We start from the raw sequence: 25994 nt of genomic DNA on the forward strand, positions 1-25994 counted from the left end.
GACCCACTGTCGCCGTTCCACCGCTACTGCGACATCGCCTGCTGAACGTTCGACACTGCGTTCTGTAGATCCGCGACGGCGTCCTCGGGATCCAGTTCGTACTCGACGATCAGTGGTACGTCGGGATCGGCGTGGTCGTCGAGGAGGCCGAGAACCGTTGCCAGCTCGAGCTCGCCGGCGCCCGGCACGTCTTCGATCGCAGCCGCGCTGGTGTCCTTCAGGTGTACCGTGACGATTCGATCGCCGAGCGTCTCGATGACGTCGGCGGGATCCACGTCCTCGACGAGGAAGTGGCCGGTGTCGACGCAGGCGCCGAGCCGGTGGTGCTGGTTGCGCTCCAGCGTGTCCTGGACCTCCGCGAGCGAGGAGAAGACGCGCGACGTGTCGTCGTGGTGGACCGAGGAGTAGTTGTGAATCGCGACGTCGATTTCGAACTCCTCGGCGAGTTCGAGGAGCTCCGCCGTGACGTCGTCGCGCATCGGCGGGTAGTTCACCGTGACGTAGTCGGCGTCGAGTCGCTCCGCGAACGCGAAGTGGTCTCGGGCCTCTTCAGCCTCCTCGAGGTCGACGACGCCGTACCCCCGAACGTCGACCATCGCGGCTTTCAGCGCCGCGACGCTGGCAGCGACGGTCGCTCCGTGATCGTGCGGCGAGAGATGCTCCCCCCAGAGTTCCAGTACGTCGACGTCGGCGTCGCCGAGCTCCCCCATAACGTCCGAGAGCGAGCGGTCCCCGAACACCACGCTCTGGACCCCGATCGTACGCGTTTCCATGAATTCGGATCACAGAGCGCGCGCAAAAGGGTTCTGGCAGGGGCGAGCGCCGGGGGTGAACTGGCAGGTGGTACCGGCCGATCGCGTGGGCCGATTCGCGTGCGTACGCGCGTGACCTATTTCTTGTCCGAGAACTGATCTCGTGTCCGAGACTGAGTTTCGTGGGCGTGGCTGGCGCGCGTGGGCGTCCCTCAAACGACCTCCCTCAAACGACCAAACCCGTCGGCAGCCTCCAGATGGTGCTCACGTCGTTTCCAGTGTTTCGCGGTGCTCCCTCGCCATTTTTGTCCGTCCGAACCGAACGTCCAGTCATGTGTGGCCGTTTCACGCTCTTCGCCGGCGCGGACGACCTCGGCGAGCGCTTCTCGGTGAGCGTTCCCGCCGAGTACAGCCCTCGCTACAACGTCTCGCCGAGCCAGCCGGTCCCCCTCATCGGCGACGACGATCCCGGGCGGATCCAGTTCCGCACGTGGGGGCTGCTTCCCGAGTGGGCGGACGACGCGACCGAGCACGGGTATATCAACGCTCGCGCGGAGACGATCGAGGAGAAACCAGCCTTCCGTTCGGCGGTTCGTCGCAGACGCTGTCTCGTGCCGGCCGACGGCTTCTACGAGTGGACCGGGGACCGCGGCAGTCGCCAGCCCTACCGCGTCGCGTTCGGCGACGACCGGCTGTTCGCGATGGCCGGGATCTGGGAGCGATGGGAGGGGCCACGGCGACAGACCGGGCTCGACGATTTCGGGGTCTCGGGGGAGGAGCCTGCCGGCTCTGACGGGCGGGACGAGCCCCCGACGGAGGTCCGCGAGACGGTGGCGATCCTGACGACGGCGGCAGCCGGCCCGGTCGCCGAGATTCACGACCGGATGCCCGTGATCTTCCCGCCGGATCGCGAGCGCGAGTGGCTCGATGCAGACGACGAAGAACGGCGCGCGGAGCTACTCCGTCCGTTCGAGGCGCCCGGCTTCCGCGCCTATCGCGTCTCGACCGCCGTCAACGATCCTGGCAACGACGAGCCGGCGCTGGTCGAGCCGATGGGAAGCTGAGCAGACGAAACTTGGTCGAGGCGGGGTAGATCGGCTGCACTGAGGTCAGGCAGACTCGATTGTGTCGGTCTCACCCGGATCGATCGCTCCAGATGGTATTTAAATCTGTGTTGCCGCGGTCGTTCGCTCCGATCGTGTGAGTGATCAACAGACCCGTATACGGTTTCCGAACGGGCTCTCTGCAGGCGATTTACGTCGGTTCATCGCTGGTGGCCGCCACCAACTCGAGACGCTTCTGATAGTCACATTTATATAGAAGCACTACCTCACTTTCGACCGTCTATGAGTCAGCGTATGCAACAGGGACAGCCGATGATCGTCATGTCGGAAGATTCCCAGCGCGTCAAGGACGAGGACGCGCAGAACTACAACATCTCCGCAGCCCAGGGCGTCGCGGAGGCCGTCCGTTCCACACTCGGTCCGAAAGGAATGGACAAGATGCTCGTCTCCTCGATGGGCGACGTCACCGTCACCAACGACGGCGTCACCATCCTGCAGGAGATGGACATCGACAACCCGACGGCCGAGATGATCGTCGAGGTCGCAGAGACCCAGGAGGACGAGGCCGGCGACGGCACGACGACGGCCGTCGCGATCGCGGGTGAACTGCTCCAGTCCGCCGAGGATCTCCTCGAGCAGGACATCCACCCGACCGCGATCATCAAAGGATTCCACCTCGCGAGCGAGCAGGCACGCGAGGAGATCGACGACGTCGCACAGGAGGTCGACCCCGACGACGAGGACCTCCTGCGCAAGGTCGCCGAGACGTCGATGACCGGCAAGGGCGCAGAGCTCAACAAGGAGCATCTCGCGGACCTCATCGTCCGCGCCGTCCAGGCCGTCACGATCGAAGCCGACGACGGCGAGAACGTCGTCGACCTCGAGTTCCTCAAGACCGAGACCCAGACCGGCGCCGCTGCCAACGAGTCAGCGCTTCTCGAGGGCGCAATCGTCGACAAGGACCCCGTCCACGACAACATGCCGACGGCTGCCGAGGACGCCGACGTTCTTCTGCTCGACTCCGCGCTGGAGGTCGAGGAGACCGACGTCGACACCTCCGTCAACGTCTCCGACCCCGACAAGCTCCAGCAGTTCCTCGACCGCGAGGAGGAGCAGCTCAAGGAGATGGTCGATCAGATCGCCGACACCGGTGCGGACGTCCTGCTCTGTCAGAAGGGCATCGACGACCTCGCTCAGCACTACCTCGCGAAGCAGGGCATCCTCGCGGTCCGCCGCGTCAAGAAGTCCGACATGGAGTTCCTGCGTGAAGTGCTCGGCGCGTCCATCGTCTCCGACCTCGACGACGCCACCGCCGACTCGCTCGGCCACGGCGACGTCGTCCGAGACGAGCAAGACGAGGCGTTCCACGTCACGGGCTCCGGCGACTCCCACGGCGTCACGCTCCTCCTGCGTGGCTCCACCGACCACGTCGTCGACGAGCTCGAGCGCGGCGTCTCCGACGCCCTCGAGGTCGTCGCCCAGACGGTCTCCGACGGCCGCGTCCTCGCGGGCGGCGGTGCGACCGAGGTCGAGGTTGCACGCCGACTCCGAGATTACGCCGACAGCGTCTCCGGCCGTGAGCAACTCGCCGTGGAGGCGTTCGCCGACAGTCTCGAACTCGTTCCGCGCGTACTCGCGGAGAACTCCGGGCTCGACCCGATCGACACGCTGGTCGACCTCCGCGCAGCACACGACGACGGCGACGTCCGTGCCGGCCTGAACGTCTTCTCCGGCGACGTCGTCGACACGTTCGACGCAGGCGTCGCGGAGCCGGCTCACGCCAAGCAGCAGGCCGTCTCCGCTGCGACCGAGTCCGCGAACCTCGTGCTGAAGATCGACGACATCATCTCTGCCGGCGACCTCTCGACGGAAGGCGAAGAAGAGGAGGGTGGCCCCGGCGGCATGGGCGGCATGGGCGGTATGGGTGGCATGGGCGGCGCGATGTGAAATCGGTCAACGACCGACTTTCGTCGCCGACCCGTACTGCGCTCGCGGCCGCTTGACCGCACCGCAGGAAACTCACCCGACCGCTGCGATCGTTTGCGGATCTCATTCCGTTTCTGCGCTCCCGATACCTCCAGAACCGTCTTCTCCGTTCGAGTGCTAGCTGTTCACATGCAGTTCGTCGTCTGCGTCGACGGCTCCGAACAGAGCGACCGAGCGCTCGCCCACGCTGCCGATCTCGTGACGGCGACGGGCGGTTCGCTGACCGTCGTCCACGCGGTCGATCCAGGGGTCTATCAGCGCCCCGGCGAGGGGCCGATCTCGAGCCGCTCCGAGGGCGAGCAGTCCCTCGTGATCGAGGCGATCGAGGACGCCGAGGATCGCGGCGAGACGGTTCTGTCCGAGGCCCGGGAGGCAGTGTCGGTCACGGTCGAGGAGGCGTTGCTGTACGGCGATCCGGTCGAGGCGATCGCGGAGTTCGTTGCTGACCGAGAGAACGTCGACGGCGTCGTCGTTGGCCACCGAACCGTCAGCGACCGGCACCGGCAGATGCTGGGGAGCGTCGCTCGCGGCCTGATCGAGCGTTCGCCGGTGCCGGTGACGGTCGTGCGCGAGGACTGAGATCGCTGCCCGCTCGCGGAGAACCTCCGCCCAGAGCCGGCAATCCGCTGCGGTGCCCACCAGCTATAACCCCAGCCTGACCGAGTTTCGGGCATGGTAGTCGAACGGGTCGCCGTCACCGGTGGGAACGGAACCATTGGCGAGGCGATCCTCGCCGAGCTCTCCGATCACGACTTCGAAACCGTCAACCTCGCCCGTGGGGGCCGCCGCGAGGACATCTCCGATCGCTACCAGTCGGTGGATCTCCTCGACGCTGGTGCGGTCTACGCCTCGCTCGCACAGACCGACGCCGACGCCGTGGTTCACATGGGGACGATCCCGAGCCCGAGCCGACATCCCGGTCACGAGACCTACCGGAGCAACGTCCAGACGGCCTACCACGTCCTCGAGGCTGCGGACGCTCTCGGCATCGACAGAGTCGTCTTGCCCTCGAGTATCAACGCCATGGGGGCGGCGTTTCAGGACGCACCGATCGAGGTCGAGTATCTACCCGTCGACGAGGATCATCCGCTCACGCCGCGGGATCCCTACGCCGTCGCCAAGCACGCGATGGAGGTCACGGCCGACGGCGTGGCGCGGCGTCCTGACGGCCCGACAATCGCGTCGCTGCGCTACCCGTGGGTCGCCGACGGCGAGACGCTGCGCGAGGCGTTCGAGGCATGGCCGAGCGATCCCGACGAGATGCGTGGCGAGCGCTCGAGCACGACGCGGGACGTCCTCTTCAGCTACCTCCATCTCGACGACGCGGCGTCGATCGCGCGCCGGGCGATCGAGGCCGACCTCGGCGGCCACGAGCGGTTCTGGGCGGTCGCCGGCGACACCTGCGTTCGTACCGACAGCGAGCGACTCGTCGAGGCATTCTTCGACGACGTCGAACTTCGCCAGTCGCTCACCGGGAGCGATGCGTTCGTGACGACGGCGAAAGCCGAGGCGCTGCTGGACTGGGAGCCCGCCTGGAGCTGGCGACGCTGACGGGCTGGCGAACGCGGCGCTGTCGCCCGGTTCTACCGGTAGAACGCGAGCAGCCAGAGGACTGTGACGACGATCGAGAGGCCGAGCACGACGAGTGCCGTCTCGGTCGTCGGCAGGTCGGCTGCGAGCGGGAGCGTCGGATTCATGCACCCTGCTTCTGCCGGGCGTGGCCTAAGGATTCCGGATGGGCGAGGTCCGGACGTGCTTTGTGGCGTGACTGCCAACGACGCCCATGCGCCTCGGCCTCGTCGTCAACCCCGTCGCTGGCATGGGCGGACGCGTCGGTCTCAAGGGGACCGACGGGAAGGTCGAGGCAGCCCGCGACCGCGGCGCAACGCCCCGAGCGCCGGATCGAGCCGCCGAGGCGATGGCGGCCTTCGCGGAGCGACTTCCCGATGCGACCGTTCTCGCTGGGCCGGGACGGATGGGCGCCGAGGCAGCCACCGCGGCCGGCTTCGAACCGGAGATCGTCGGCGACGTCGATCCCGAGCGCACGCGAGCACCCGCGACGACCACTGCTGCGGACACGCGGGCGATCGTGAGCGCCTTCGCCGATCGCGGCGTGGACCTCGTGTTGTTCGTCGGCGGTGACGGAACGGCCGTCGACGTCGCGGTGGCACTCGACGACGCCGGCGACGCAGCAGCACCCGCCGACGCCGATGAGACGACGGCACCCGCCGACGCCGACGAGACGACGGCACCCGCCGACGCAGCCGAAGCGACGGAGACCACCGAAATCCCGATGCTCGGCGTCCCGGCCGGCGTCAAGGTCTACTCCTCCGTCTTCGCGGTGACGCCGCGGGAGGCCGGTCGGATCGCCGCCACGTTCGAACGCGTCGAGGACCGGGAGATCAACGACATCGACGAGGACGCCTACCGCGAGGGTGCCGTCGAGACCGAACTCCGCGCGGTGCGGCCGGTGCCAGTGGCGGATGGCGTCCAGGCGAGCAAACAGCTCGGCGGCGGTAGCGTCGAGGGTCTCGTCGAGGGGGTCCTTGCGGATCTCCGGCCCGGGACGGCCTACGTGTTCGGCCCCGGAAGCACCATTGGGGCGATCGAGGACGCACTGGACATCGACGGATCGCCCCTCGGCGTCGACGTCTGGCGAGCGCCGGACTCCTTCGAGCGCCCGCCGTCCACTGATAAACCGCCGCAGGGCGAACTTCTCGTTCGAGACGGCAGCGCCAGCGAGATCAGAGCGGCGACGATCGACGGCTCGTACGACAGATCGTTCGGCGACCCGATCGACGGCCCGTTCGACAGCCCGACCGAGAGCGATTCCGACGACGTCGGATCCGATCCTACCCCCACTCCTGGCGACGAAACGGACGTGGTCGTAGTCGTCTCGCCGATCGGCGGTCAGGGGTTCCTCTTCGGGCGGGGGAACCAGCAGATCGCCCCGGAGGTGATCCGCGCCGCGGAGCTGGCGGTCGTCGGCTCGCGCCGGAAGCTCGACGGCGTCGGCGTGTTGCGCGTCGACACGGACGACGCGGAGCTCGACGAGGACCTTCGGGGCTGGCGCAAGGTCCGCGTCGGCCGCGTCGAGCATCGACTGCTGCCCGTCGAGTGATTTTTCGGGACTGTCATTACTTGCGCGTTTCTGTCCAGATTTGGCCCCGTAGCGGCCTCAACGACGTCGTTCGGCACCGAGGCCGGATCGAACTGTGCTGTATTAATACCACGAAAATCAACATCATACGTATAGTCAAGATTAAGGTCTCCTTGCACGTACCCTGTTCACATGGAAACCAGGAAAGTTCAACGACTGGGGCCATCGACCCTCGCGATGACCCTGCCGGCGGAGTGGGCCGGAGAGCACAACGTCGAGAAGGGCGACGAGGTGTCGTTGCGAACCAGCGGCAAAGGAACGCTGACGGTGCTGCCCGAATCCGCCAGCGGCGAGGAGTCCGAAGCGATCATCCACGCCGACGATCTCGGGGCCGACGCCGTCGAGCGAGCGATCGTCGCCCAGTACGTGCTCGGACGACGGGTCATCCGCGTCGAGCAGACTGAGGGCGCGCTCGACAGTGAGACCATCAACGCGGTCTATCAGGCCGAGACCCAGCTGATGGGTCTCGGCGTCATCGAGGAGACGCCGGAGTCGATCGCGATTCGCTGCTCCGTCGATCCGGAGGACTTCACGCTCGACAATCTCCTCGAGCGGCTCGAATCGACGGGCTCGACGATGCGCGGCGAGGCGGTCAAGGCCCTCGCGCGTGGCAACCCCGATCTCGCCGAGCGTGCGCTCAACCGCGAACGACAGGCGAACAAGATCTTCGTCCTACTGTTGCGCCTGATCTTCACCGCTTACCAGAATCCCAACCTCGCCCGAGCGGTCGATCTCGACACCGGCTTCCCGCTCATCGGCTACCGCTCGATCGCGAAGAACCTCGAGCTCACCGCCGACAACGCCGAGGACATCGCCGAGATCGTGCTCGAGGCCGACGACAACACCCTCCAGCTCGAGGACTCGGAGATGCGCCGCATCCGCGAGTTCACCGATCAGGTCGACGAGATCACCGAGCTGGCCGTCCAGGCAGCCGTCGAGCGTGACTACGACATGACGATCGAAGTCCGCGAACGGTTCCACGAGCTTCGCGATCGCGAAGGCGAGATCCTCGACGACCTCCCGGAGATGGACAACGAGGACCTCCTGCAGGTGCGTGAGGTGCTCGTGAGTCTCGCACAGACCGCGGAGTACGCGATGCGGAATGCCGAGATCGCCGCGAACCTCGCGCTCAACGAGGAGAGCGATCACACGACGATCAACTGAAGCCCACCTTTTTTCGCGGAGGGTTTCCTCGGCCGATCGGAGATCGACCTGCGGGAACCCTCCGCCAAAAAATCTGGACCAAAAAAGGCCGAGCCTCGCTCCGCTCGGCTCGGGGGTTCTCGTGAGCGAGTTTCGTGAGCGAACGAGGTGGTTCGAGGCGGCAGAGCCGCCTCGTCATGCCGAAAATCTCCGATTTTCGAGCAGCTCGAAGGACGCTTGCGTCCTTCGGCGAAGCGCTCGCTCCTACCGTCGCTCGCGGATGCGTGTCCGCACCTCATTCCTCCCCAACCTTCTGCGCTGCTCGGGTTCGCTTTGCTCACCGCTACGCTGCTCGGCCCTCGCGCGCTAGCTCGCTTGGCCGCTCGCCCGTGCGGGGCTCGCGGCCGAAGCGAGCGCGCGCCAGAGCGCTGGGCCGGAATTGCGACCGTGAACTCTCTGACCGAGTGGAGCGTTCCGGAGAAAAGCAACTGGACCGACGCGGGTTCGCAGTTCAGGCGAGCTGCTCGGACTCCCGAAGCCGGTCGGCGAGCCAGATTGCTGCGGGCACGTCTTCCTCTTCGACGAAACGAACGAGCTCCTCTCCCTCGCGCTCGATCACGATCGTCGGGATGTACTCGATGCCGTACTCCTCGACCTTCGGTCCGATCTTGCTCCCGTCGTCGTCCTTCTCGACGGAGTAGTGCTCGATCGCGTCCTCGGGGACCTCTGCGGCCTCCAGCGCGGCGGCGAAATCCGGGAGCGCGGCGCGGCAGTCCTTGCACCAGTCGCCGCCCCAGACTTTCACCGTGATCTCGTCGGCGATCGCGGAGAGTGTGTCGACGGTCTCCTCGTGCGCGTCGGCGCTCCAGGTTGGGGTGGGCTGCATCGTCTCGAGACTCATTACCGGTCGTTGGCGACTGCGTCGCTTAACGCTGTCTCAACTGGTCGTACCTGCCGGTCTCTGGAGCGGACTGCGTGGATGGCGGATCCTGCTTGGGATCGACTGGCTCCTGACGACGACTACTCCTCGTCCTCGCCCTCGTAGCGCACCGTCAGGACGGGCACGTCGCTGGTTCGGACGACCCGCTCGGTGACGCTCCCCAGCAGGTAGCGCTGGAGGCCCGTCCGGCCGTGCGTGCCCATCACGACGAGGTCAGCACCGGCCTCGGTTGCGTACTCGGTGATCACCTGGTGGGGCTCGCCGTGGCGCTGTTCGCTGGTCATCCGGACCCCTGCAGCTTCCGCGCGCTCGGCGATCTCGTCGAAGGTTTCCTCGCCGTACTCCTCGAGGGCACCGATGGCGTTGGCATGGCCCGGGCCGGCCTCCGCGTACGCTGCGGAGACGACGTGGAGTACCAGCAGTTCGGCGTCGTACTGCCGTGCGAGGTCGAGGGCGTGATCCAGGGCGGCGTCGGCGCTTTCGCTACCGTCCGTCGGAAGGAGGATTCGTTCGTACATACTCGGCTATTGACGCCCGGGGCCCATAGGTGATGGGCACGAATGCACGGGTCGTCCGAAGACCAGCTCCCAGCATCGACGCCAGTGGGCCGGGGCTCCGCGACCCCAGCGAGCGCTGCCACTGTCGATACCCGTAAAGGCCCGTCCCCGTTACCTCGGGCCATGTACCGGAGCGTCCTGGAGACGCTGGGCTCGCCGCTCGTCCAGATCGACGCGCCAGCGGGAGCGACGGTCGCGGCGAAGCTCGAGGCCGCGAACCCCGGTGGCTCCGCGAAGGACCGCCCGGCGCTCGAGATGATCCGGGCCGCGGAGCGTGCCGGCGATCTCGAACCGGGCGATCGGCTCGTCGAGCCCACGAGCGGCAACACGGGCATCGGGCTCGCGCTCGTCGCGGCCGCGCGTGGCTACGAGCTCTCGATCGTGATGCCGTCCTCGAAGTCGAAGGAGCGCCGCCAGCTCATGCGGGCCTACGGTGCCGACGTCGAACTGGTCGAGGGCGACATCTCTGCCGCTCGCGAGCGAGCCGAGGAGATCGCCGCCGAGGGCGCGATTCTCCTCGAGCAGTTCCGCAATCCTGCCAACCCCAAAGCCCACTACGAGACAACGGGCCCCGAAATTCTCGACTCCGTCGACGACCGCGAGATCGACGCGTTCGTCGCTGGCGTCGGCACCGGCGGGACGATCACCGGCGTCGGCCGCCGGCTCCGTGAGGCGTTCCCCGACGTCGACATCGTCGCGGTCGAACCCGCCGAGAACGCGGTGCTCTCGACCGGCGTGGCCGGCGAAGACGCCTTCCAGGGGATGGGTCCGGGGTTCGTTAGCGAAAATCTCGATCGTGACCTCCTCGACGACGTGATCGCCGTCTCGCTCGACGACGCCGAGGCGGAGTGCCGCCGTCTCGCTCGCGAGGAGGGCATTCTCGCCGGGCAATCCTCCGGCGCTGCGAGCCTCGCGGCCCAGCAGATCGCCGAGCGGATCGCGGAGCCGGCGCTGGACTGCCCGCCGTCGGGTGCTCGGATCGCAGACGGGGGTGCGGACTCCGGGTCCGCACGGTCGGATTCTGCGGGATCCGACTCTGCCGGATCGGTGTCCGGGAGCGACTACGACGACTGCCCGCTCGTGGTCACCCTCTTCCCCGACAGCGGAGAGCGATACCTCTCGTCGGGCGTCTTCGAGTAGCATCTTCGCTGTAACGTCGAGTGGGTCGACGAGCGCCGCCTCTGCAGTGACGGCTCGATCGGTGCTTTAAAAACTGTCCTGTCTCGGGGTAGAGACCCCGATTACTGCCGCTGAACGGGCATCAACTCTATTACTATCGAACCTCTACGTGGGTAGGATACGGCAATGGGGCCCCAGGAGTTCAAACGACTGTTCCGGCAGCTGGCCGAGAGCACGCCCGACGTCATCTTCCTGTTCACTGCCGACTGGGAGGAGCTGCTCTTCGTCAACGACGCCTACGAGGAGATCTGGGGCAGGTCGGTAGAGAGCGTCGAGGCAGATTCGACGGACTTCTTCGAGGGGATCCATCCCGCGGATCGCGACGCCGTCCGCGACGCCATGGAACGAATTACTGCCGGCGAATCCGTCGACATCGAGTACCGGGTCAACGAGGCCGAGGACTACCAGCGGTGGGTCTGGGCCCGCGGCGATCCGATCCCCGACGAGGACGGCACCATCCGTCACGTCGGCGGCTACGTCCGCGACATCACCGACCGAAAACGTCGCGAACGCGAGATCGAACAGGCGCGCGAGCGGCTGCGGCAGGTCATCGACCTCGTCCCCGACCTGATCTTCGCCAAGAACGCCGACGGCGAGTATATCCTCGCCAACGAGACTGTCGCCGATCTCTACGGCGTCACCGTCGACGACGTCGAGGGCAACACCGATCAGGAGCTGCTCGCCTCGGAGGAACAGGCCGAACAGTTCCGAGCGGACGACCTCGACGTCATCGAATCCGGCGAGTCGAAGTTCGTCTCCGAGGAGGAGCTTACCGACGCCGACGGCGAGGTCCACGTCCTCCAGACCCGAAAGATCCCCTTCTACCCTCCCGGGAGCGACGAGCGGGCCGTCCTCGGCTACGCGCGGGACGTGTCGGACCTCAAGGCCTACGAGCGGGAGCTCGAGTCCCAGCGAGACCACCTCGAGCTACTCAACGAAGTGGTGCGCCACGACATCCGCAACGACATGCAGATGGTCAGGGGTCGGGCGGAGCTGCTCGAGGACCACGTCGACGACGCCGGCCGCGAGCATCTCGACGACCTCGATCGGGCGGCCATCGGCGCGATCGACCGGACGAAGACTGCCCGCGATCTCACTCAAGCGATGCTCCGTAGCGAGGACGCCACCGAGCCACTCGACCTCAGACGAATCGTCGAGAGCCGGGTCGACGCGATCCGGTCGCGATATCACCACGCCGAGATCGAGATCGACCGACCGATTCCCGCGACCACCGTCCTCGCGGACGAGCTGCTCGGGTCGGTGCTCGACAACCTACTCAAAAACGCGATCGTCCACAACGACGACGATCCCACCGTGACCGTCGCAGTCGACCGCGAGGCGCACGTCGCAGCGGTGAGAGTTGCCGACGACGGCCCCGGGATTCCGCCGGACCGTCGGGACCAGATCTTCGGGAAGGGCGCGAAAGGCCTCGAGAGCTCCGGTACCGGTCTCGGCCTCCACCTCGTGGGCACGATCGTCGACCAGTACGGCGGCGACGCGCGAGTGACCGACAACGACCCGGAGGGGAGCGTCTTCGTCGTCGAGCTGCCGGTGGCGTCTGGCGAGTCGCAGTAGCAGTAGTTTCTGAGACGCTGTGATCGCCGAGTACCACGTCTGGGTCTCGGTCGAGTGACTGATCGGAGGGATGGCGCCGAAAGAAAAGCAGTCGAATATCGGATGCCGGATTCGGCATCCGGCGTCGGGCCGAAGCGTGGGTCGTCGGTCGCAGAATAGCGGTTCGGTACCGCTATCTTCCGTTCTGCTATCGCTCGATTCCGTTAGTTTCGCCGGCGTGCGAGCAGTGCGGCGCCCAGCAGCGCGACCAGTGCGACAGCGATACCGAAGCCGGGGGAGCCGTCGTCAGAGTCCCCGCTGGAGTCGTTCATGTCGCCGTCCATGCTCGCTTCGTCGCTCGAGTCGTCGCTGGAGTCGTCGCCGCTACTGTCGCCACCGTCGTCGGTGGGGACGTCGATCCCGGCGCTCGCCATCAGCGGGCCGCCCGCTGCGGTGTAGGGACCGTCGGCGGCACCCTCGCTCTCGACGAAGGTGTACGTCTCGTCGCCGTCGGAGTCGTAGTGGGCCATCGCGAACACGTCGCCACTCGATTCCAGCGGCGCGTCGAGCGTGATCTCCACGTTCTCGTGCGTGCCGGGGCCGAGGTACTCGCTCGTGCCGCGGACGCTGTCGAACACTGCACCGTCTGCGAGCGTCGCGTCGTGCACCGTGACGAAGCCGCCGTTCTGGAGCGTGACGGAGTCGACCGTGATCGTCTCGCCGTTCTCGGCGGTCTGCTCGCTAATCGCGATGTGGGCCGGGATGTCGACCATCGCGGCCGTCATGACGATGTCGCCCCCGCTGGTGTACGGTCCGTCGTTCTCGCCCTCGCTCTCGAGGAAGGTGTAGGACTCGTCACCGTCGGTGTCCTGGTGGGCCATCGCGTAGAACGTGTGTGACTCGTCGACGGGCTCGTCGAGCATGATCGTCACGTCCGTGTGGACGCCGGCATCGAGGTACTCGCTCGTGCCGGCAACGCTGCCGAAGACCGAGCCGTTCGTCAGCGTCTCGTCGTGGATCGTGACGAAGCCACCCTCCGAGAGGTCGACGCGCTCGACCGTGACGGTCGTGCCGTCACTGGACTGGTGGACGAAGTCGACGGACGCCGAGACGGACACCATGCCGCTGTCCATCACGATGTCACCGTCGTCGGTGTAGGGACCGTCGTTCTCGCCCTCGCTCTCGGGGAAGGTGTAGGTCTGGTCGTCGTCGGTGTCCTGGTGCGCCATCGCGAACAGCGAGTCGTTCGCGGTGAGGGAGTCGTTCAGCATGACCGTCACGTCCCGGTGAAGACCCGGCTCGAGGTACTCGCTGGTACCGCGGATGCTGTCGAAGACCGCACCGTCACCGAGCGAGGAGTCGTGCATCGTCACGAACCCGCCCTCGGGCAGGTAGACGGAGTCGACTATGACGTGGTTGCCGCCCGTCGTCTGGGCCTCGAACGTGGTGGCGGCCGTGTCGGCCAGGGTGGCCTGGGCGGGCGCCATCACGATATTGCCGCCGGCGTCGGTGTAGGGACCGTCAGCCTCCCCGTCGCTCTCGGGGAAGGTGTAGGTCTGGTCGTCGTCGGAGTCCGTGTGGGCCATGTGGAAGACCTGCTGGGACTCGTTCAGCGGGTCGTCGAGCTGGACGCGAACGTTCTCGTGAACGCCCGCTTCGAGGTACTCGCTGGTCCCTCGGATGCTGTCGAACACCGCGCCGTCGGCGAGCGTCGCGTCGTGGACCGTGACGAACCCGCCCTCGGCGAGTTCGACGCGGTCGACGATCACGGAGTCGCCGGTCGTCGGCTGGTCGCTCGCGGACACCGTCGCGGTCGCGGTGATCGTCGCGGCGTCCATCACGATGTTTCCGTCCATCGTGTAGGGACCGTCGACCTCGCCGTTACTCGCGACGAAGGAGTACGCGCGGTCACCGTTCGAGTCCATGTGCGCCATGGCGTGGTAGGTGCCCGAATCCTGTGGCGATTCGAGCGTGACCGTCACGTTCTCGTGCGTGCCCGCGGCGAGATAGCCGCTCGTTCCGACGACGCTCCCGAAGGTGTTGCCCTCGGTTAGCGAGCCGTCGTGGATCGTGACGAACCCACCCTCTGCGAGGGTGACTTCGTCGACTGTGATCGTCGTTCCGCCGGAGGTCTGGTTCGAGATGGAGACGCTCGTCGAGGCCATCTCGTCCTGTGCCGCGCTGGTCGTCGTCGTCGTACTCGCGCTGACGGACGCGGCACCCGCGATGGCGGCCATCACGAGTACCACGACCATTGCCAGTGCCGGTAGCCTTCGTGGCATACTCACGACGACAGTGACCTCCCTAAAGGGAATATGCCGAACTGGGCCCGCAGTCTCACCCAATTTCGTCCCCAAACTCGCCAACGTCTGTGGGATTTGCCGCCTCTTTGCGAACGGTTTGCATGCCTGTGTGTCGTCGGATTGCAACCGCACCGGATCCCTCTCGAGAGCTGACTACGAGTCGTCCGCAGCTAGCGATGCGGTACCGGGTCGGTCTGCGAACGACGGAGTCACTCTGGACCGGTCGAGAGAAGCTGAACGGAACGAGCCTGATGAAAACGCGGACGAAGTGAGGGAGTGTGGACGAGCGTGGGACGGTGGACGAGCGTGAGACGGTGGACGAGCGTGAGACGGTGGACGAGCGTGAGACGGTGATCGGAACCGCACGACGATCCTAATCCCAGGTGACCCAGAGGAGGAAGGCGATGCCGGCCGTTTCGAGGACGTGCAGCGCCATCATCCACTTCCAGGCCGTTGGCCCGACAGCACTGCTCGCGAACCAGTCCGCGAGCACGCCGTGGAAGAGGTACATGTAGAGCGAGGTCGCGTTCTCCAGCAGCAGGAAGATCCCGAAGACCATGAGTCCCAGCGCGTGCTTCGAGCGTAGCTGGTAGTAGTTCCGCCCCCAGATCGCAATCAGAGCGGTGAGTAGGACGACGTTGACGCCCGCGGAGATCCGCGCGACGTCGAACCAGACACTCATTCTATCCCTCCTTTCCGGTGGATAGGGATAACCACTTTCCCAAATTCGTTCCAGAAGCGGCCCAGAACCGCCGTCCATCGGCGGCTCCGGCCGTGCGTCGTGCGTGTAGTCATGATTCGTCCACCTGCTCCATGATCGTCTCGATCGTGTCCCAGTGATCCCGAGCGCGGCCAGTCGGGAGGTAGACCGCGCCGTAATCGTCCCCGCTGTCCTGTACGACGCCGTTGTCCTCGAGCACGTCGAGGTGGTGTCGTACCGTCTTGTAGTCGAGGTCGAGGTCGTCGGCGAGCTGGTTCGCGTTCCGCGGACGCTCGTCCAGCGCGCGGAGCAGGCGCACCCGATTGGTGCCACCCCGCGTTCCGGTCAACACGTACCAGAGCGCCGCCTCCATCGTTCACAGTACACAGAGGGCTGGCACCTAATACCATCGATGGGCGGTGTTACGGTCCACTACTCCTCTCCAGGGTGGTGGCCGATCTCCCAGCGTCTCCGCGTCACGACCCGGAATCGTTTTCCCGCGAGTCCACCAGGCTCCGCGCATGTCCGATTCCGACGACGCTCGCGCTGGTGAGCCTGCCGTCGACGGCAGCGTGACCGGCGAGAGCGCCGACGCACTCCTCCCCGACGGCGGCGATGCAGCCGCCGCAAACGGTGGCGATGCAGCCGCCGCTGACGGCGGCGAGGCAATCGCCTTCCCCGCTGGCGACGCTGTCGTCACCGGCGGCGCCGGCTTTCTCGGCTCGCACCTCACCGAGCGACTGCTGGCCGACGGCGCCGACGTCACCGTGCTCGACGACCTTCGCGCTGGCCGTCGTGAGTGGATCCCCCACGCCGCGACGCTGGTCGAGGTCGATCTCGCGGATCCAGACGCACTCGACGAACTCACCGAAGCCATCCCCGACGGAGCGGACGTCTACCACCTCGCCGCCGACAAGTACGTGGACAACGACAGTCCGCTCGCGCAGTACGCGACGAACACCCAGATGACGCGGCAGGTGCTCGAAGCCGCCGAGGCGGCCGCTGTCGAGCGGTTCGTCTTCACCTCCTCCTCGACGGTCTACGGCGAGGCACCGCGGCCCACCCCCGAGGACTTCGCCCCACTGGAGCCCATCAGCGCCTACGGCGCGGGCAAGCTCGCAGACGAGGGGCTCCTCTCCTCGCGAGCGCACGCGGGAAGTCTCGACGTCTGGACGTTCCGCTTCGCGAACGTCGTGGGGCCTCGACTGCGTGGCGCAGTCGTGCCCGATTTCATCGAGAAGCTGCGCGAGGACCCGAGCGAGCTCGAAATCCTCGGCGACGGTCGCCAGGAGAAGTCCTACCTGACCGTCGACGACTGCCTCGACGGGATGGCCCACGCGATCGCCCGCTCGGACGACCCCGTGAACACGTTCAATCTCGGCACGCGAACGACGACCTCGGTCGACCGGATCGCCTCGATCGTCGCCGAGGAGCTGGGCGTCGACCCGGAGTATAGCTACACCGGCGGGCGACGCGGCTGGAAGGGAGACGTTCCGAAGATGTGTCTCTCGATCGAGAAGCTCTCGGCGCTGGGGTGGGAGCCCTCGGCCTCGAGCGACGAGGCGATTCGGCAGGCGACGCGGGAGCTGCTCGCGGAGCTGTAGCGGAGCGGTCGCGGTCGTCCCTAGGGCCTGGCTGCGCTTCCGTAACCCGGTGCTTCCTGTCGGTTCAACTACGACACGAGCAGGAACCCCATCCGCGGATCGCTCGCCAGTTTTAGGTGGGCTTAACTTTCTCCGGTGGCGATCGGCAGGCATGGCAGAGCAGCCAGCGTCCGCGAGCCCCGACGAGCAGTCGGGGACATCTCGACGCTGGCTCACGATCGCCGGGACGATCGCGGTGCTCGTCCTCGGCGGGATCGTCGCGGCGAAGACGATCTATCTGGGTGAGGCCGTGGACGCGATTCGTACCGCGGATCTGCGCCTCGTCGTCGCAGCGATCGCGGTCTACACCGCGTCCTGGCCACTCCGCGGTCGGCGCTACGGGGACGTGCTGGCGCCGATGGATCGCCGACTCGACGCCGGGTTCCTCACGGTGGCGGTCCTGTTGAGCCAGACGGCCAATCTCGCGATCCCGGCGCGTGGCGGCGACGCGGTCCGTGCGGTGCTTCTCAAACAGCGCCGTGCAGTGGTTTACGCAACGGGTGTCGCGTCGTTGGCTGTCGAGCGGCTCTTCGATCTGCTGGCGATCGCGGTTCTCGGGGGACTCGCATTGGCGTGGCTGCTCCTCGCCGGCGACGCCGCACCGATCGTCGAGCGCATTCCGGCAGTCTCTCCCGCTCCGTCGGTGCTCCTCCTCGGCGTACTCGGTGGCATCTCGCTGCTCGCCGGTGGTATCGGCGTGGTCGTCCTCCGGCCCTCGGCCGGCGGCTGGGTGCTCTCGCGACTTCCCGACCGGCTGGCTGAGGGCATTCACACTGCGACGGCGAACCTCGCCGTCCTCGCGCGTCGCCCACGCGCTATCACGGCCGTCGGCGTCGGGAGCGTCGCGATCTGGGCGCTCGACGCGCTCACGGCTGTTCTGGTCCTCGCTGCGGTTGCGGATCCCGGTCTTCTCTCGCTGCTCGCCGTCGGCACGCTCGCGACGTGTGCGGGGAACCTCGCGAAAGTCCTCCCGCTCACGCAGGGTGGCGTCGGACTCTACGAGGGGGCGTTCGCCACGTCGGTCGTCGCAATTGCGCCGGTCGCGGGCGCGACAGCTCTCGCCGCCGCAGTGCTCGACCACGCACTGAAAAACGCGGTCACGCTCGCTGGCGGGGCCATCGCAGCCGTCGCGCTCCACCGGACCAGCGCCACGCAGAACGAGGAGCCGGAGCGAACCGGCAATCTTTTAGGTTTACCTAAAAAATAGGCGGACAATGCCACGGGACGTCTGCGTGATCGTACCGACGATCCGCGAGTACGAGTGCGTCGAGGCATACGCCGAGAACGCACGCGAGCACGGCTTCGACACGGACCGACTCCACGTCGTCCTCGTCACCGAGGACTTCTGTGATAGCGAGGCGATGCAGGCGATGCTCGATCGCCTCGACCTCTCCGGCGAGGTCTTCGACGGCTCCGCCCGCGAGGCCTGGTTCGAGGACCACGACGCCGCCGAGTACGCGGATCTCATTCCCGAGGCCAGTCACGCCCAGACGAGCTTCGGCCTGCTCTACATGTGGGCGAACCCCCAGTTCGAGTACGGCGTGTTCATCGACGACGACACGCTGCCCCACGAGGAGTGGGACTTCTTCGGCCAGCATCTGCAGAATCTCGACTTCGAGGGCGAGATCGAATCCGTCGCCTCCGACGAGCAGTGGGTCAACGTCCTCTACGAAAACGCCGACGAGCACGGGCTCTACCCCCGCGGCTACCCGTACTCGGCGATGGACGAGGAGATAGAGACCACGACCGCGGACGTGGACACGATCGTCGCCTCGCAGGGGCTCTGGACGAACGTCCCAGACCTCGACGCCGTCCGGATCCTGATGGACGGCGACCTCGAGGGCCAGGCTCGGACCCGCACCGACTTCGACGACTTCGGCGAGGATTTCGTCGCCGCCGAGGGCAACTACACGACCGTCTGCTCGATGAACCTCGGCTTCCGGCGCGAGGTCATTCCGGCCTTCTACCAGCTGCCGATGGACGACAACGAGTGGGCCGTCGGCCGGTTCGACGACATCTGGAGCGGCGTCTTCCTCAAGCGCGCCTGCGATCTGCTCGGCGCGCAGATCTACAACGGCGAGCCACTCTGTGAGCACAACAAGGCGCCACGGTCGACGTTCGACGACCTTCACAACGAGGTCGCCGGCCTCGAACTCAACGAGCACGTCTGGGAGCTCGTCGACTCGGTCGAGCCCGCTGGCCTCGACGACCTCGGCGCGAGCGACGATGGTGCGGGCGCTTCCGGCGGCGCCCCCGCCCCCGCAGCGTTCGCCGCCGTTTTCGAGGCGATGGGCCACGAGCTCGCGACCGGTGACCACTCCCAGTGGCGCAACGGTGCCTTCCTCAACGAGGTCGGCGAGTCGATGCTCGACTGGCTGGACTGCCTCGACGCGATCGAGCCAGCGACTCCGAAGCCCGCCCCGGCCGCTGCCGACGACTAGCGACCTAGCGAACACGATCGACCGCACTGAACCGACGACCACATCCCCCATCCCACGTACCACCACACATGACCCGGACTCCACGCGACGATACCTCCGACCCTGACCCCAGTATAGCCCCCACAGACGACGCCGACGCCGCGTCAACGGGCCCGAGTTCGGCCTCCTCCGGCGCCGACACGACCCCCGCGACCGGCGTTTCCAGCACCGGCCGGCGCACGTTCCTTGCGGGCACTGCCGCGCTCGGGGCGGCGAGCCTCTCCGGCTGCGTCGACGTCTTTGGCGGCAACGACGACGGCGGCTCGGAACCGTTCAACTGGATCGGCTCCGGCCCTGGTCAGAGCCTCGGACAGGACGGCACCCCGATGGCCGAAATGCCGGCGCTCGAGGGCGAACTCACCATCTACTCCGGTCGCCACGAGTTCCTCGTCGACGCGCTCGTCGATTCGATCGAGTCGCTCTACGACGACTTCACCGCCAACGTCCGGTACGGCGAGGGATCACAGGCGATGGTCAACCAGATCATCACCGAGGGCTCCGGTACGAACGCGGACGTCTTCTACTCCGTCAACGCCGGCGCGCTCGTCTCGCTGTCAGAAGCCGGTCGAACGACCGCGCTGTCCTCGGATCTCCGTGACATCGTCAGCCCCGAGTTCAGCACCGAGGACTGGATCGGCACCTCCGGCCGCGTCCGGACTGTCCCCTACAACACGAACACCTACTCCGAGTCGGACATCCCCGACGACATCATGGCGATCCCGACGGAGCTCGACGCCGACTTCGGCTGGTCGCCCGTCTACGGCTCTTGTCAGGCGTTCGTCACCGCGATGCGGATCCTCGAGGGCGAGGAGGCGACCCGCCAGTGGCTCCAAGAGCTCCTCGACGCCGGCGTCGACTCCTACCCCAACGAGCAGGCGGTCAATCAGGCGATCGCCGACGGCGAGATCGACGTCGGGTTCACCAACCACTACTACATCCAGCGGGTGCTCGCGGGCAATCCCGACGCCCCGATCGCGACGGCGTTCACCGAGGGCGACGCCGGTGCGACGTTCAACGTCGCCGGCGCAGCCGTCACCGACCAGGCCGGCGACGTCGACCTCGCGGAGAACTTCATTCGCCACCTGCTATCGGCCGAGGCGCAGTCCTACTTCGCCGTCGAGACCAAGGAGTACCCGCTCGCCCCGAACGTCGATCCCGTCGGGGATCTCCCCCGTGTCGACGCGCTCGACGTTCCGGACATCGACCTCGCCGAGCTCGGCGACCTCGAGGCGACGATCGATCTGATGGAGGACGTGGGCGTCGACGTCTGAGCGCGGCGACACACCCAGTTCCGACAGCACCCAGACTCGATTCGTGTTCGCCGACCGCATCCGCTCACTGTTCGTCCGACTCGACCCCCGCCGCCAGCCGGTCCACCATCTCGCCGCTGGCGGCCTCGCGCTTCTTTCGGGAATCGTCGTCTTCGCGATCGCTACTGAGCTGTTCCCCTACCACTCGGCGAACCACGACGAGGGCGTCTACCTCCAGCAGGCCGCCATGCTGCTCGAGGGGCGCCTCGAACTCCACGCCGGGCCGATCGCCGACGCCGTCCGCCCGTGGTTCTTCGTTCAGGACGGCGGCCGACTCTATCCGAAGTACCAACCTTACCCCGCAGCCCTGTTCGCCGTTCCGATGGGGCTGTTCGGAATGCCCCGACTCGCGCTGGCCGCGGTCGCTGCCGGGAACGTCGCGCTCGTCTACGTCCTCGGATCGCAGACCTTCGACCGGCGAATCGGCGTCGTCGCCGCCGCGGCGTTCGCGACGGCCCCGATGACGTTGCTGACGACGTCGGTGTTCCTTCCATACGCGCCGACGACGCTGTTGACCCTCTCGTTCGCGGTCTGCTATCTCCGCGCCTACCGACGGCGAAGCGTCGCGTTCGGGTCGCTTGCGGGGCTAGCGATCGGGCTTGCCTTCTTCGCGCGGCCCTACACCGCCGTCCTGTTCGCGGCGCCCTTTATCGCACACGCCTGCTGGCAGCTCCTCGGGGCGATTCGACGAACTGACCGCCAGACCCTCCTCGATCGCGAGGAGTCGGTGCCCGAGCCCCTCCTGCGCAACGGCGCTACTGCGGCGATCGGGCTCGCGTTCGTCGGGCTCTCACTCGCCTACAACGCGGTCGTCACCGGTGCAGCGTTCCGGTTCCCTTACGCCGCGTTCGCGCCAGAGGACGGCCCCGGCTTCGGCCATCGCGAGATCGCCGGCCACGGGATCGAGTACACGCCGGAGCTAGCGTTGCACGCAAACGGCCACGTGCTCTGGGCGCTGTTCACGCGCTGGGGGCCGGCGGGGCCGATCGGGACGGTCCTCGCCGTCGTCGGACTCGCCATCGCGGCCCGCGGCTGGCTGCGTCGATCTCACCGCGACGACGAACCGAGCGCTAGGCCAGGCGACCAATTGGACTCCGCGCCTGACGACGAACCGACCTCCGGGCGCGCGGTCGAACCGACCGCGCAGGCGTTGCTCGCTGGCCTCTTTCTCACGATCGCAGCGGGGAACGTCGCCTTCTGGGGCAACAACAACGTCCTCGGCGACTTCGAGGATCCCACCGACGGCCTGCTCGGCCTCTTCGGCCCGTTCTATCACTTCGACCTGCTGGCGCCGCTGTCGATCTTCGCGGCCGCGGGGCTGGTGGGCGCGTGGCGATGGGTCGACGCGTGGGACGTGTCGGAATCGGATGCCGACAGATCGGAATTGGATGCCGACCGATCGGAGTCGGCGTGGTCCCCGTCGTCGATGGGCCTGTTGCCAGCGATCTCACTACCGATCTCGAGGCAGACCGTTCGCGCGCTCGGTCTCGCTGTCGTTCTGCTCCTCGCCGCGGTCGGCGGTGCTGCCAGCGCGGCACTCGTCCAGCCGCCCACCGATCGCCACGCCGAGCACACCGAGTACATCGAGACGGTCTACGAGCCCTTCGAGGATCGCCAGTTCGACGACGCCGTCGTGTTCGTCCCGCGACCCTACGGCGACTGGCTCAACCATCCGTTCCAGTCGCTGCGGAACGACGGCGGGCTCGACGGCGACGTGGTCTACGCGCTCGATCGGCACACGGCCAGCGACTTCGACGTGCTCGACGCAACCGACGGGCGAACGCCCTACCGGTTCACCTACCGCGGCGAGTGGGCGCCGGGCGGGGAGCCGGTCGACCCAGTGCTCCAGGAAATCGAGGTCCGCTCCGGTGAGCAGTTCTCCGGCGAAACCGTCGTCGGGATTCCTGGCGGCGTCGACCACGCGACGGTCCGGCTGCAGACCGATCCGGGATCGTACGCGAGCTACGGCGTCGACGATCCCAACGGATCGCTGCCCGTCCCGTGGTCGTTGACCGCATCGGGCGTGCGACTCGAGGGTACGAACGGGTCGGCGGCCCCCTCCGAGCGCATCGCCTTCGACGAAACGGAGGAGGTCGTAGTGCGAGTCACACTCGTCGCAGCAACCGGGTCGTCGATGACCTATCGACAGGAGATCGACGTCAGGCGATCGGATGGCACCGTGGAGATCGTCTGGCCGCCCGAGCGCAAAGTCTGTCTGCTCGCCCCCGACTGCGGGCTCGAGGGAACCTACCTCCCCGGCGAGCCCGAGGAGTATCCCGAGGGTACCTCCTTCGAGACCCGGCTGCATGCTGGGGATTCGTAGCCGCTGTACATCGACCCTCACCGTAGTGGCGGGCGCGAATCACCGTCTCGTGCGGGCTTCGGTGTCGAACGAGTCCATACGCCGCCCGATCAGTTGTCGTTGCGGCGAGAACGTCGGTAGTGAGGCGCAGGTGAACGAAGCCGGCCAGCTAACCGTCTCCGTCACGAAGGGAGCGTATGGCGACGGCAAACGGCACGTGGGCGTACCGCGACCGTCACGGCGACGATTTTGGGCTGACGTACTTCCGGCGCCACGGCGAGGGCGTCGTCTCGAGCATCGGTATCGGGACCTACCTCGGCGATCCGACCGAGGAGGTCGACGATCGCTACCACGAGTCGATCGTCGCTGCACTCGAATCCGGCTGTAACCTCGTCGACACCGCCATCAACTACCGCTGTCAGCGCTCCGAACGCGTCGTCGGCGAAGCGCTCGCAGAGGCCGACGTCGACCGGGAGGAAATCGTCGTCGCGACGAAAGGCGGCTTCGTCCACTTCGACGGCGAGCGGCCGGCCGACCCCGGTCGCTACGTTCACGAGACGGTCGTCGAGTCGGGACTCGCCGAGGCAGAGGACCTCGCACAGGGGAGTCACTGCATCGAGCCCACCTTCATCGACGCACAGCTCGATCGCTCCCTCGCGAACCTCGATCTCGACACGATCGATCTCTACTACGTCCACAACCCGGAGACGCAGCTCATGGCGCGCTCACGGGACGACGTCTACGACAAACTGGAAGCTGCGTTCGAGCGGCTGGAGGAACGGCGCGCGGACGGCGACATCGCCGCCTACGGCGTCGCGACCTGGGACGCGTTCCGAGTAGCGACCGACCACCGCTGCTATCTCTCGCTTCCGACGGTCGTCGAGCGCGCCCGTCGCGCTGCCGAGAGCGTCGGTGCAGAGACGACCGGCTTTCGGGGGATCCAGCTCCCTTTCAACGCCGAGATGGCGGACGCCTACACCGTCCCAGCCCACGAGGGGCCCAACGGCTCGCAGTCCGCCCTCCACTTCGCACAGGACGCCGGCCTCTCGGTGTTCGCGAGCGCGAGCATCAAACAGGGCGATCTTGCAGGCGGCGTTCCGAATCACGTCGCATCGCGCGTCGAGGGCGACACCGACGCCCAGCGCGCGATCAACTTCGCGCGGAGCGCGCCAGGCGTAACGGCTGCGCTCGTCGGTGCCTGTAGCCGCGAGCACGCCCTCGAGAATCTACGCGCCGGCCGGTTCGATCCGCTGGGCGCCGACGCCTTCGACTCTGTCTTCGCCACTGAGTCGGCGAAGTAGCCGTGTTCGGTCGCCGTCGATCGGCCGCTCAGTTCAGCTCCTTCCACTTCGCGCCACAGCTGGGACAGACGCGAACCGTCCCGACCTGATCGGGATCGTTCTCGGATTTGAGCTCCTCCTCACAGGCCGTACAGGAGAGGCGACCGTAGTTGTCCTTCTCGAGGTCGCTATCGCGCAGACCCTTCCTGACGGATTTCATGGACCCTGCTACGGAGGGCCCCCTCAAAAAACCGATGCACCCCGACGGGCCGCCCTGCACTGGCACGCTCTGTAGCCTTGCAGCCGATTTCGTGGTGGCCAGCGGGTGAATCTGCCGTCGGTCCGTGGTCCCCGATCACTCGCCACACTGCCGCCCCTTTCGATTCGAAAGTCTTGCAGTGGTGCCGTCGGTAGCCACGCGTAGATGCCGTCTCGCCGCGTACAGGTGTTTGGCTCGCTGTGTGCGATGGTGTTTCTCGTCAACTTCGGACGGGTCATCTTCGCGCCGCTCGTCGGGCCGCTGTCGGACGCCTTCGGGCTCAGCGGTGGCTCTATCGGGCTGATCGTCACGCTCGCGTGGCTCGGAAGCGCCGTGCCGCGGCTCCCCGCTGGCTACGCGCTGACGAAGGTTCCCCGACACTGGGTAATCCTCGCGGCGGGCGCGACGCTCACGATCGCCGCCGCGCTGACCGCCGCGGCCCCCTCGCCGCTGGCCGTCGCGATCGGCGCCTTCCTCATGGGACTCGCGAGCGGCGCGTACTTCATCGCGGCCAACCCGCTCGTCTCGGAGCTGTTCCCAAATCGCGTCGGGCGCGTGCTCGGAATCCACGGTGCGGCCTCGCAGGTGGCTGCAGTGCTGGCGCCGCTCACGGTGAGCGCGGTGCTGCTTGTCGGTAGCTGGCGCCACGTGTTCGTCGTGGTCGCGTGCGTCGCAGCGCTCGGCACGGCCGCGTTCTTCCTCGCGGCGAGGCGAGCGGAACTGCCCGACGCCGGGACGGAGGATCGCGACCTCCTCGCGGCCGTGCGTCGGCAATGGCGCCTGATCCTGACCGGCGTCGTGCTCATCGGCGTCGTGGGTCTCCTCTGGAACGGCTTCTTCAACTTCTACGCGACGTATCTCGAGGACGTCAAGGGGCTCTCCAGTGGCACCGCGAACCTCATGCTGACGGTGATCTTCGCCGCGGGCGTCCCGGCGTTCTACGTCGGCGGCGGGCTCGCGGACCGCTTCGATCACGTTCCGTTCGTCCTCGCGGTCGTCACCGGGTTCACCATCGGGCTGCTCTCGCTCACGCTCGTCAGCGGACTCGCTGCGATCGTCGCCGTCAGCCTCGTCATCGGCTTCGTGATCCACTGTCTGTTCCCCGCGATGGACACCTACCTGCTCGACACGCTCCCCGACGAGCACCGCGCGAGCGCCTACGCGGTCTACAGTGCGACGATGATGCTCATCCAGGCCAGCGGCAGCGTCCTGATCGGCTCGCTGACCGACGCCGGCATCGCCTTCGACGCCGTCTTCCGGGGCCTCGCTCTCCTCGTGCTCGGCATCGTCGTCGTCATGGCTGGGCTCTACCTCGCCGGCTGGCTGCCCACCGGCGGGAAGGCTCACCGACGCACTGCCTGAGCGGCGACGGAGGCGGCAGA

Annotated in this window: 22 protein-coding genes; 15 read left to right on the top strand and 7 right to left on the bottom strand. The window is 67.0% G+C overall.

What is annotated here, in order from left to right:
- Window positions 1-23: 23 nt before the first annotated feature.
- Entirely contained in the window at window positions 24-773 is a 750-nt protein-coding gene (locus tag MXF70_RS07070; protein WP_248518295.1) for a sugar phosphate isomerase/epimerase family protein, read from the bottom strand.
- Between the two features lie 311 nt (window positions 774-1084).
- Here MXF70_RS07070 and MXF70_RS07075 point away from each other — a divergent pair, with 311 nt between their 5' ends.
- From MXF70_RS07075 to MXF70_RS07100, 6 genes are all read left to right on the top strand, one after another.
- A complete protein-coding gene (locus tag MXF70_RS07075; RefSeq protein ID WP_248518296.1) occupies window positions 1085-1816 on the top strand; it encodes an SOS response-associated peptidase in 732 nt (243 codons plus the stop codon).
- Between the two features lie 294 nt (window positions 1817-2110).
- A complete protein-coding gene (thsB, locus tag MXF70_RS07080; protein ID WP_248518297.1) occupies window positions 2111-3763 on the top strand; it encodes a thermosome subunit beta in 1653 nt (550 codons plus the stop codon).
- 168 nt (window positions 3764-3931) lie between these two features.
- Window positions 3932-4381 carry a universal stress protein gene (locus MXF70_RS07085; RefSeq protein ID WP_248518298.1) on the top strand — a complete coding sequence of 150 codons (450 nt, stop codon included), beginning with the start codon at window positions 3932-3934 and terminating at the stop codon, window positions 4379-4381.
- A gap of 93 nt (window positions 4382-4474) precedes the next feature.
- Entirely contained in the window at window positions 4475-5353 is an 879-nt protein-coding gene (locus tag MXF70_RS07090; RefSeq protein WP_248518299.1) for an NAD-dependent epimerase/dehydratase family protein, read from the top strand.
- 232 nt (window positions 5354-5585) lie between these two features.
- On the top strand, window positions 5586-6923 hold the full coding sequence (locus MXF70_RS07095) for an ATP-NAD kinase family protein (protein ID WP_248518300.1): 1338 nt from the start codon (window positions 5586-5588) through the stop codon (window positions 6921-6923).
- Between the two features lie 171 nt (window positions 6924-7094).
- The gene (locus MXF70_RS07100) at window positions 7095-8126 is read left to right on the top strand and encodes a phosphate uptake regulator PhoU (RefSeq protein ID WP_248518301.1); all 1032 of its coding nucleotides are present in this window, start codon (window positions 7095-7097) and stop codon (window positions 8124-8126) included.
- Between the two features lie 490 nt (window positions 8127-8616).
- Here MXF70_RS07100 and MXF70_RS07105 read toward each other — a convergent pair whose 3' ends face one another.
- Together MXF70_RS07105 and MXF70_RS07110 are read right to left on the bottom strand one after the other, a co-directional pair.
- Complete coding sequence (locus MXF70_RS07105) at window positions 8617-9006, bottom strand: TlpA family protein disulfide reductase (RefSeq protein WP_248518302.1); 390 nt, start codon at window positions 9004-9006, stop codon at window positions 8617-8619.
- A 119-nt stretch (window positions 9007-9125) separates the two neighbouring features.
- Window positions 9126-9563 carry a universal stress protein gene (locus tag MXF70_RS07110; protein ID WP_248518303.1) on the bottom strand — a complete coding sequence of 146 codons (438 nt, stop codon included), beginning with the start codon at window positions 9561-9563 and terminating at the stop codon, window positions 9126-9128.
- A 162-nt stretch (window positions 9564-9725) separates the two neighbouring features.
- Between MXF70_RS07110 and MXF70_RS07115 the strand changes: the two genes are divergently transcribed.
- Together MXF70_RS07115 and MXF70_RS07120 are read left to right on the top strand one after the other, a co-directional pair.
- On the top strand, window positions 9726-10742 hold the full coding sequence (locus MXF70_RS07115) for a PLP-dependent cysteine synthase family protein (RefSeq protein WP_248518304.1): 1017 nt from the start codon (window positions 9726-9728) through the stop codon (window positions 10740-10742).
- A gap of 165 nt (window positions 10743-10907) precedes the next feature.
- On the top strand, window positions 10908-12356 hold the full coding sequence (locus MXF70_RS07120; RefSeq protein WP_248518305.1) for a PAS domain S-box protein: 1449 nt from the start codon (window positions 10908-10910) through the stop codon (window positions 12354-12356).
- A 203-nt stretch (window positions 12357-12559) separates the two neighbouring features.
- On the opposite strand, the gene MXF70_RS07125 is transcribed toward MXF70_RS07120, so the two are convergent.
- From MXF70_RS07125 to MXF70_RS07135, 3 genes are all read right to left on the bottom strand, one after another.
- Entirely contained in the window at window positions 12560-14590 is a 2031-nt protein-coding gene (locus tag MXF70_RS07125; RefSeq protein WP_375140843.1) for a DUF7282 domain-containing protein, read from the bottom strand.
- Window positions 14591-15011: 421 nt separating this feature from the next.
- On the bottom strand, window positions 15012-15320 hold the full coding sequence (locus MXF70_RS07130) for a DUF8036 family membrane protein (protein ID WP_248518307.1): 309 nt from the start codon (window positions 15318-15320) through the stop codon (window positions 15012-15014).
- Between the two features lie 109 nt (window positions 15321-15429).
- Window positions 15430-15711 carry an ArsR/SmtB family transcription factor gene (locus MXF70_RS07135; protein ID WP_248518308.1) on the bottom strand — a complete coding sequence of 94 codons (282 nt, stop codon included), beginning with the start codon at window positions 15709-15711 and terminating at the stop codon, window positions 15430-15432.
- 295 nt (window positions 15712-16006) lie between these two features.
- Here MXF70_RS07135 and MXF70_RS07140 point away from each other — a divergent pair, with 295 nt between their 5' ends.
- The 6 genes from MXF70_RS07140 to MXF70_RS07165 all read left to right on the top strand — a co-directional run bounded on the left by MXF70_RS07140 (window position 16007) and on the right by MXF70_RS07165 (window position 24374).
- Entirely contained in the window at window positions 16007-16942 is a 936-nt protein-coding gene (locus MXF70_RS07140; RefSeq protein ID WP_375140844.1) for an NAD-dependent epimerase/dehydratase family protein, read from the top strand.
- A gap of 151 nt (window positions 16943-17093) precedes the next feature.
- Window positions 17094-18188 (top strand): lysylphosphatidylglycerol synthase transmembrane domain-containing protein, encoded by a 1095-nt coding sequence (locus tag MXF70_RS07145; protein WP_248518310.1) that lies wholly within the window; start codon window positions 17094-17096, stop codon window positions 18186-18188.
- A gap of 7 nt (window positions 18189-18195) precedes the next feature.
- Window positions 18196-19422 (top strand): alpha-1 4-glucan-protein synthase, encoded by a 1227-nt coding sequence (locus MXF70_RS07150; RefSeq protein WP_248518311.1) that lies wholly within the window; start codon window positions 18196-18198, stop codon window positions 19420-19422.
- 68 nt (window positions 19423-19490) lie between these two features.
- Window positions 19491-20732, top strand: coding sequence for an extracellular solute-binding protein (locus MXF70_RS07155; RefSeq protein WP_248518312.1), 1242 nt, complete (start codon window positions 19491-19493; stop codon window positions 20730-20732).
- Between the two features lie 43 nt (window positions 20733-20775).
- Window positions 20776-23094: an ArnT family glycosyltransferase gene (locus MXF70_RS07160; protein ID WP_248518313.1), complete on the top strand. Its 2319-nt coding sequence runs from the start codon at window positions 20776-20778 to the stop codon at window positions 23092-23094.
- Between the two features lie 176 nt (window positions 23095-23270).
- Complete coding sequence (locus MXF70_RS07165; protein ID WP_248518314.1) at window positions 23271-24374, top strand: aldo/keto reductase; 1104 nt, start codon at window positions 23271-23273, stop codon at window positions 24372-24374.
- A 28-nt stretch (window positions 24375-24402) separates the two neighbouring features.
- On the opposite strand, the gene MXF70_RS07170 is transcribed toward MXF70_RS07165, so the two are convergent.
- Window positions 24403-24573, bottom strand: coding sequence for an HVO_0758 family zinc finger protein (locus tag MXF70_RS07170; protein WP_248518315.1), 171 nt, complete (start codon window positions 24571-24573; stop codon window positions 24403-24405).
- Window positions 24574-24777: 204 nt separating this feature from the next.
- Here MXF70_RS07170 and MXF70_RS07175 point away from each other — a divergent pair, with 204 nt between their 5' ends.
- Window positions 24778-25974, top strand: a complete 1197-nt coding sequence (locus MXF70_RS07175) for an MFS transporter (protein ID WP_248518316.1) — start codon at window positions 24778-24780, stop codon at window positions 25972-25974.
- Window positions 25975-25994: the final 20 nt, after the last annotated feature.

It is taken from the genome of Salinarchaeum laminariae (assembly GCF_023204835.1).
In the GTDB taxonomy this organism is placed as follows: Archaea; Halobacteriota; Halobacteria; order Halobacteriales; family Salinarchaeaceae; genus Salinarchaeum; species Salinarchaeum laminariae.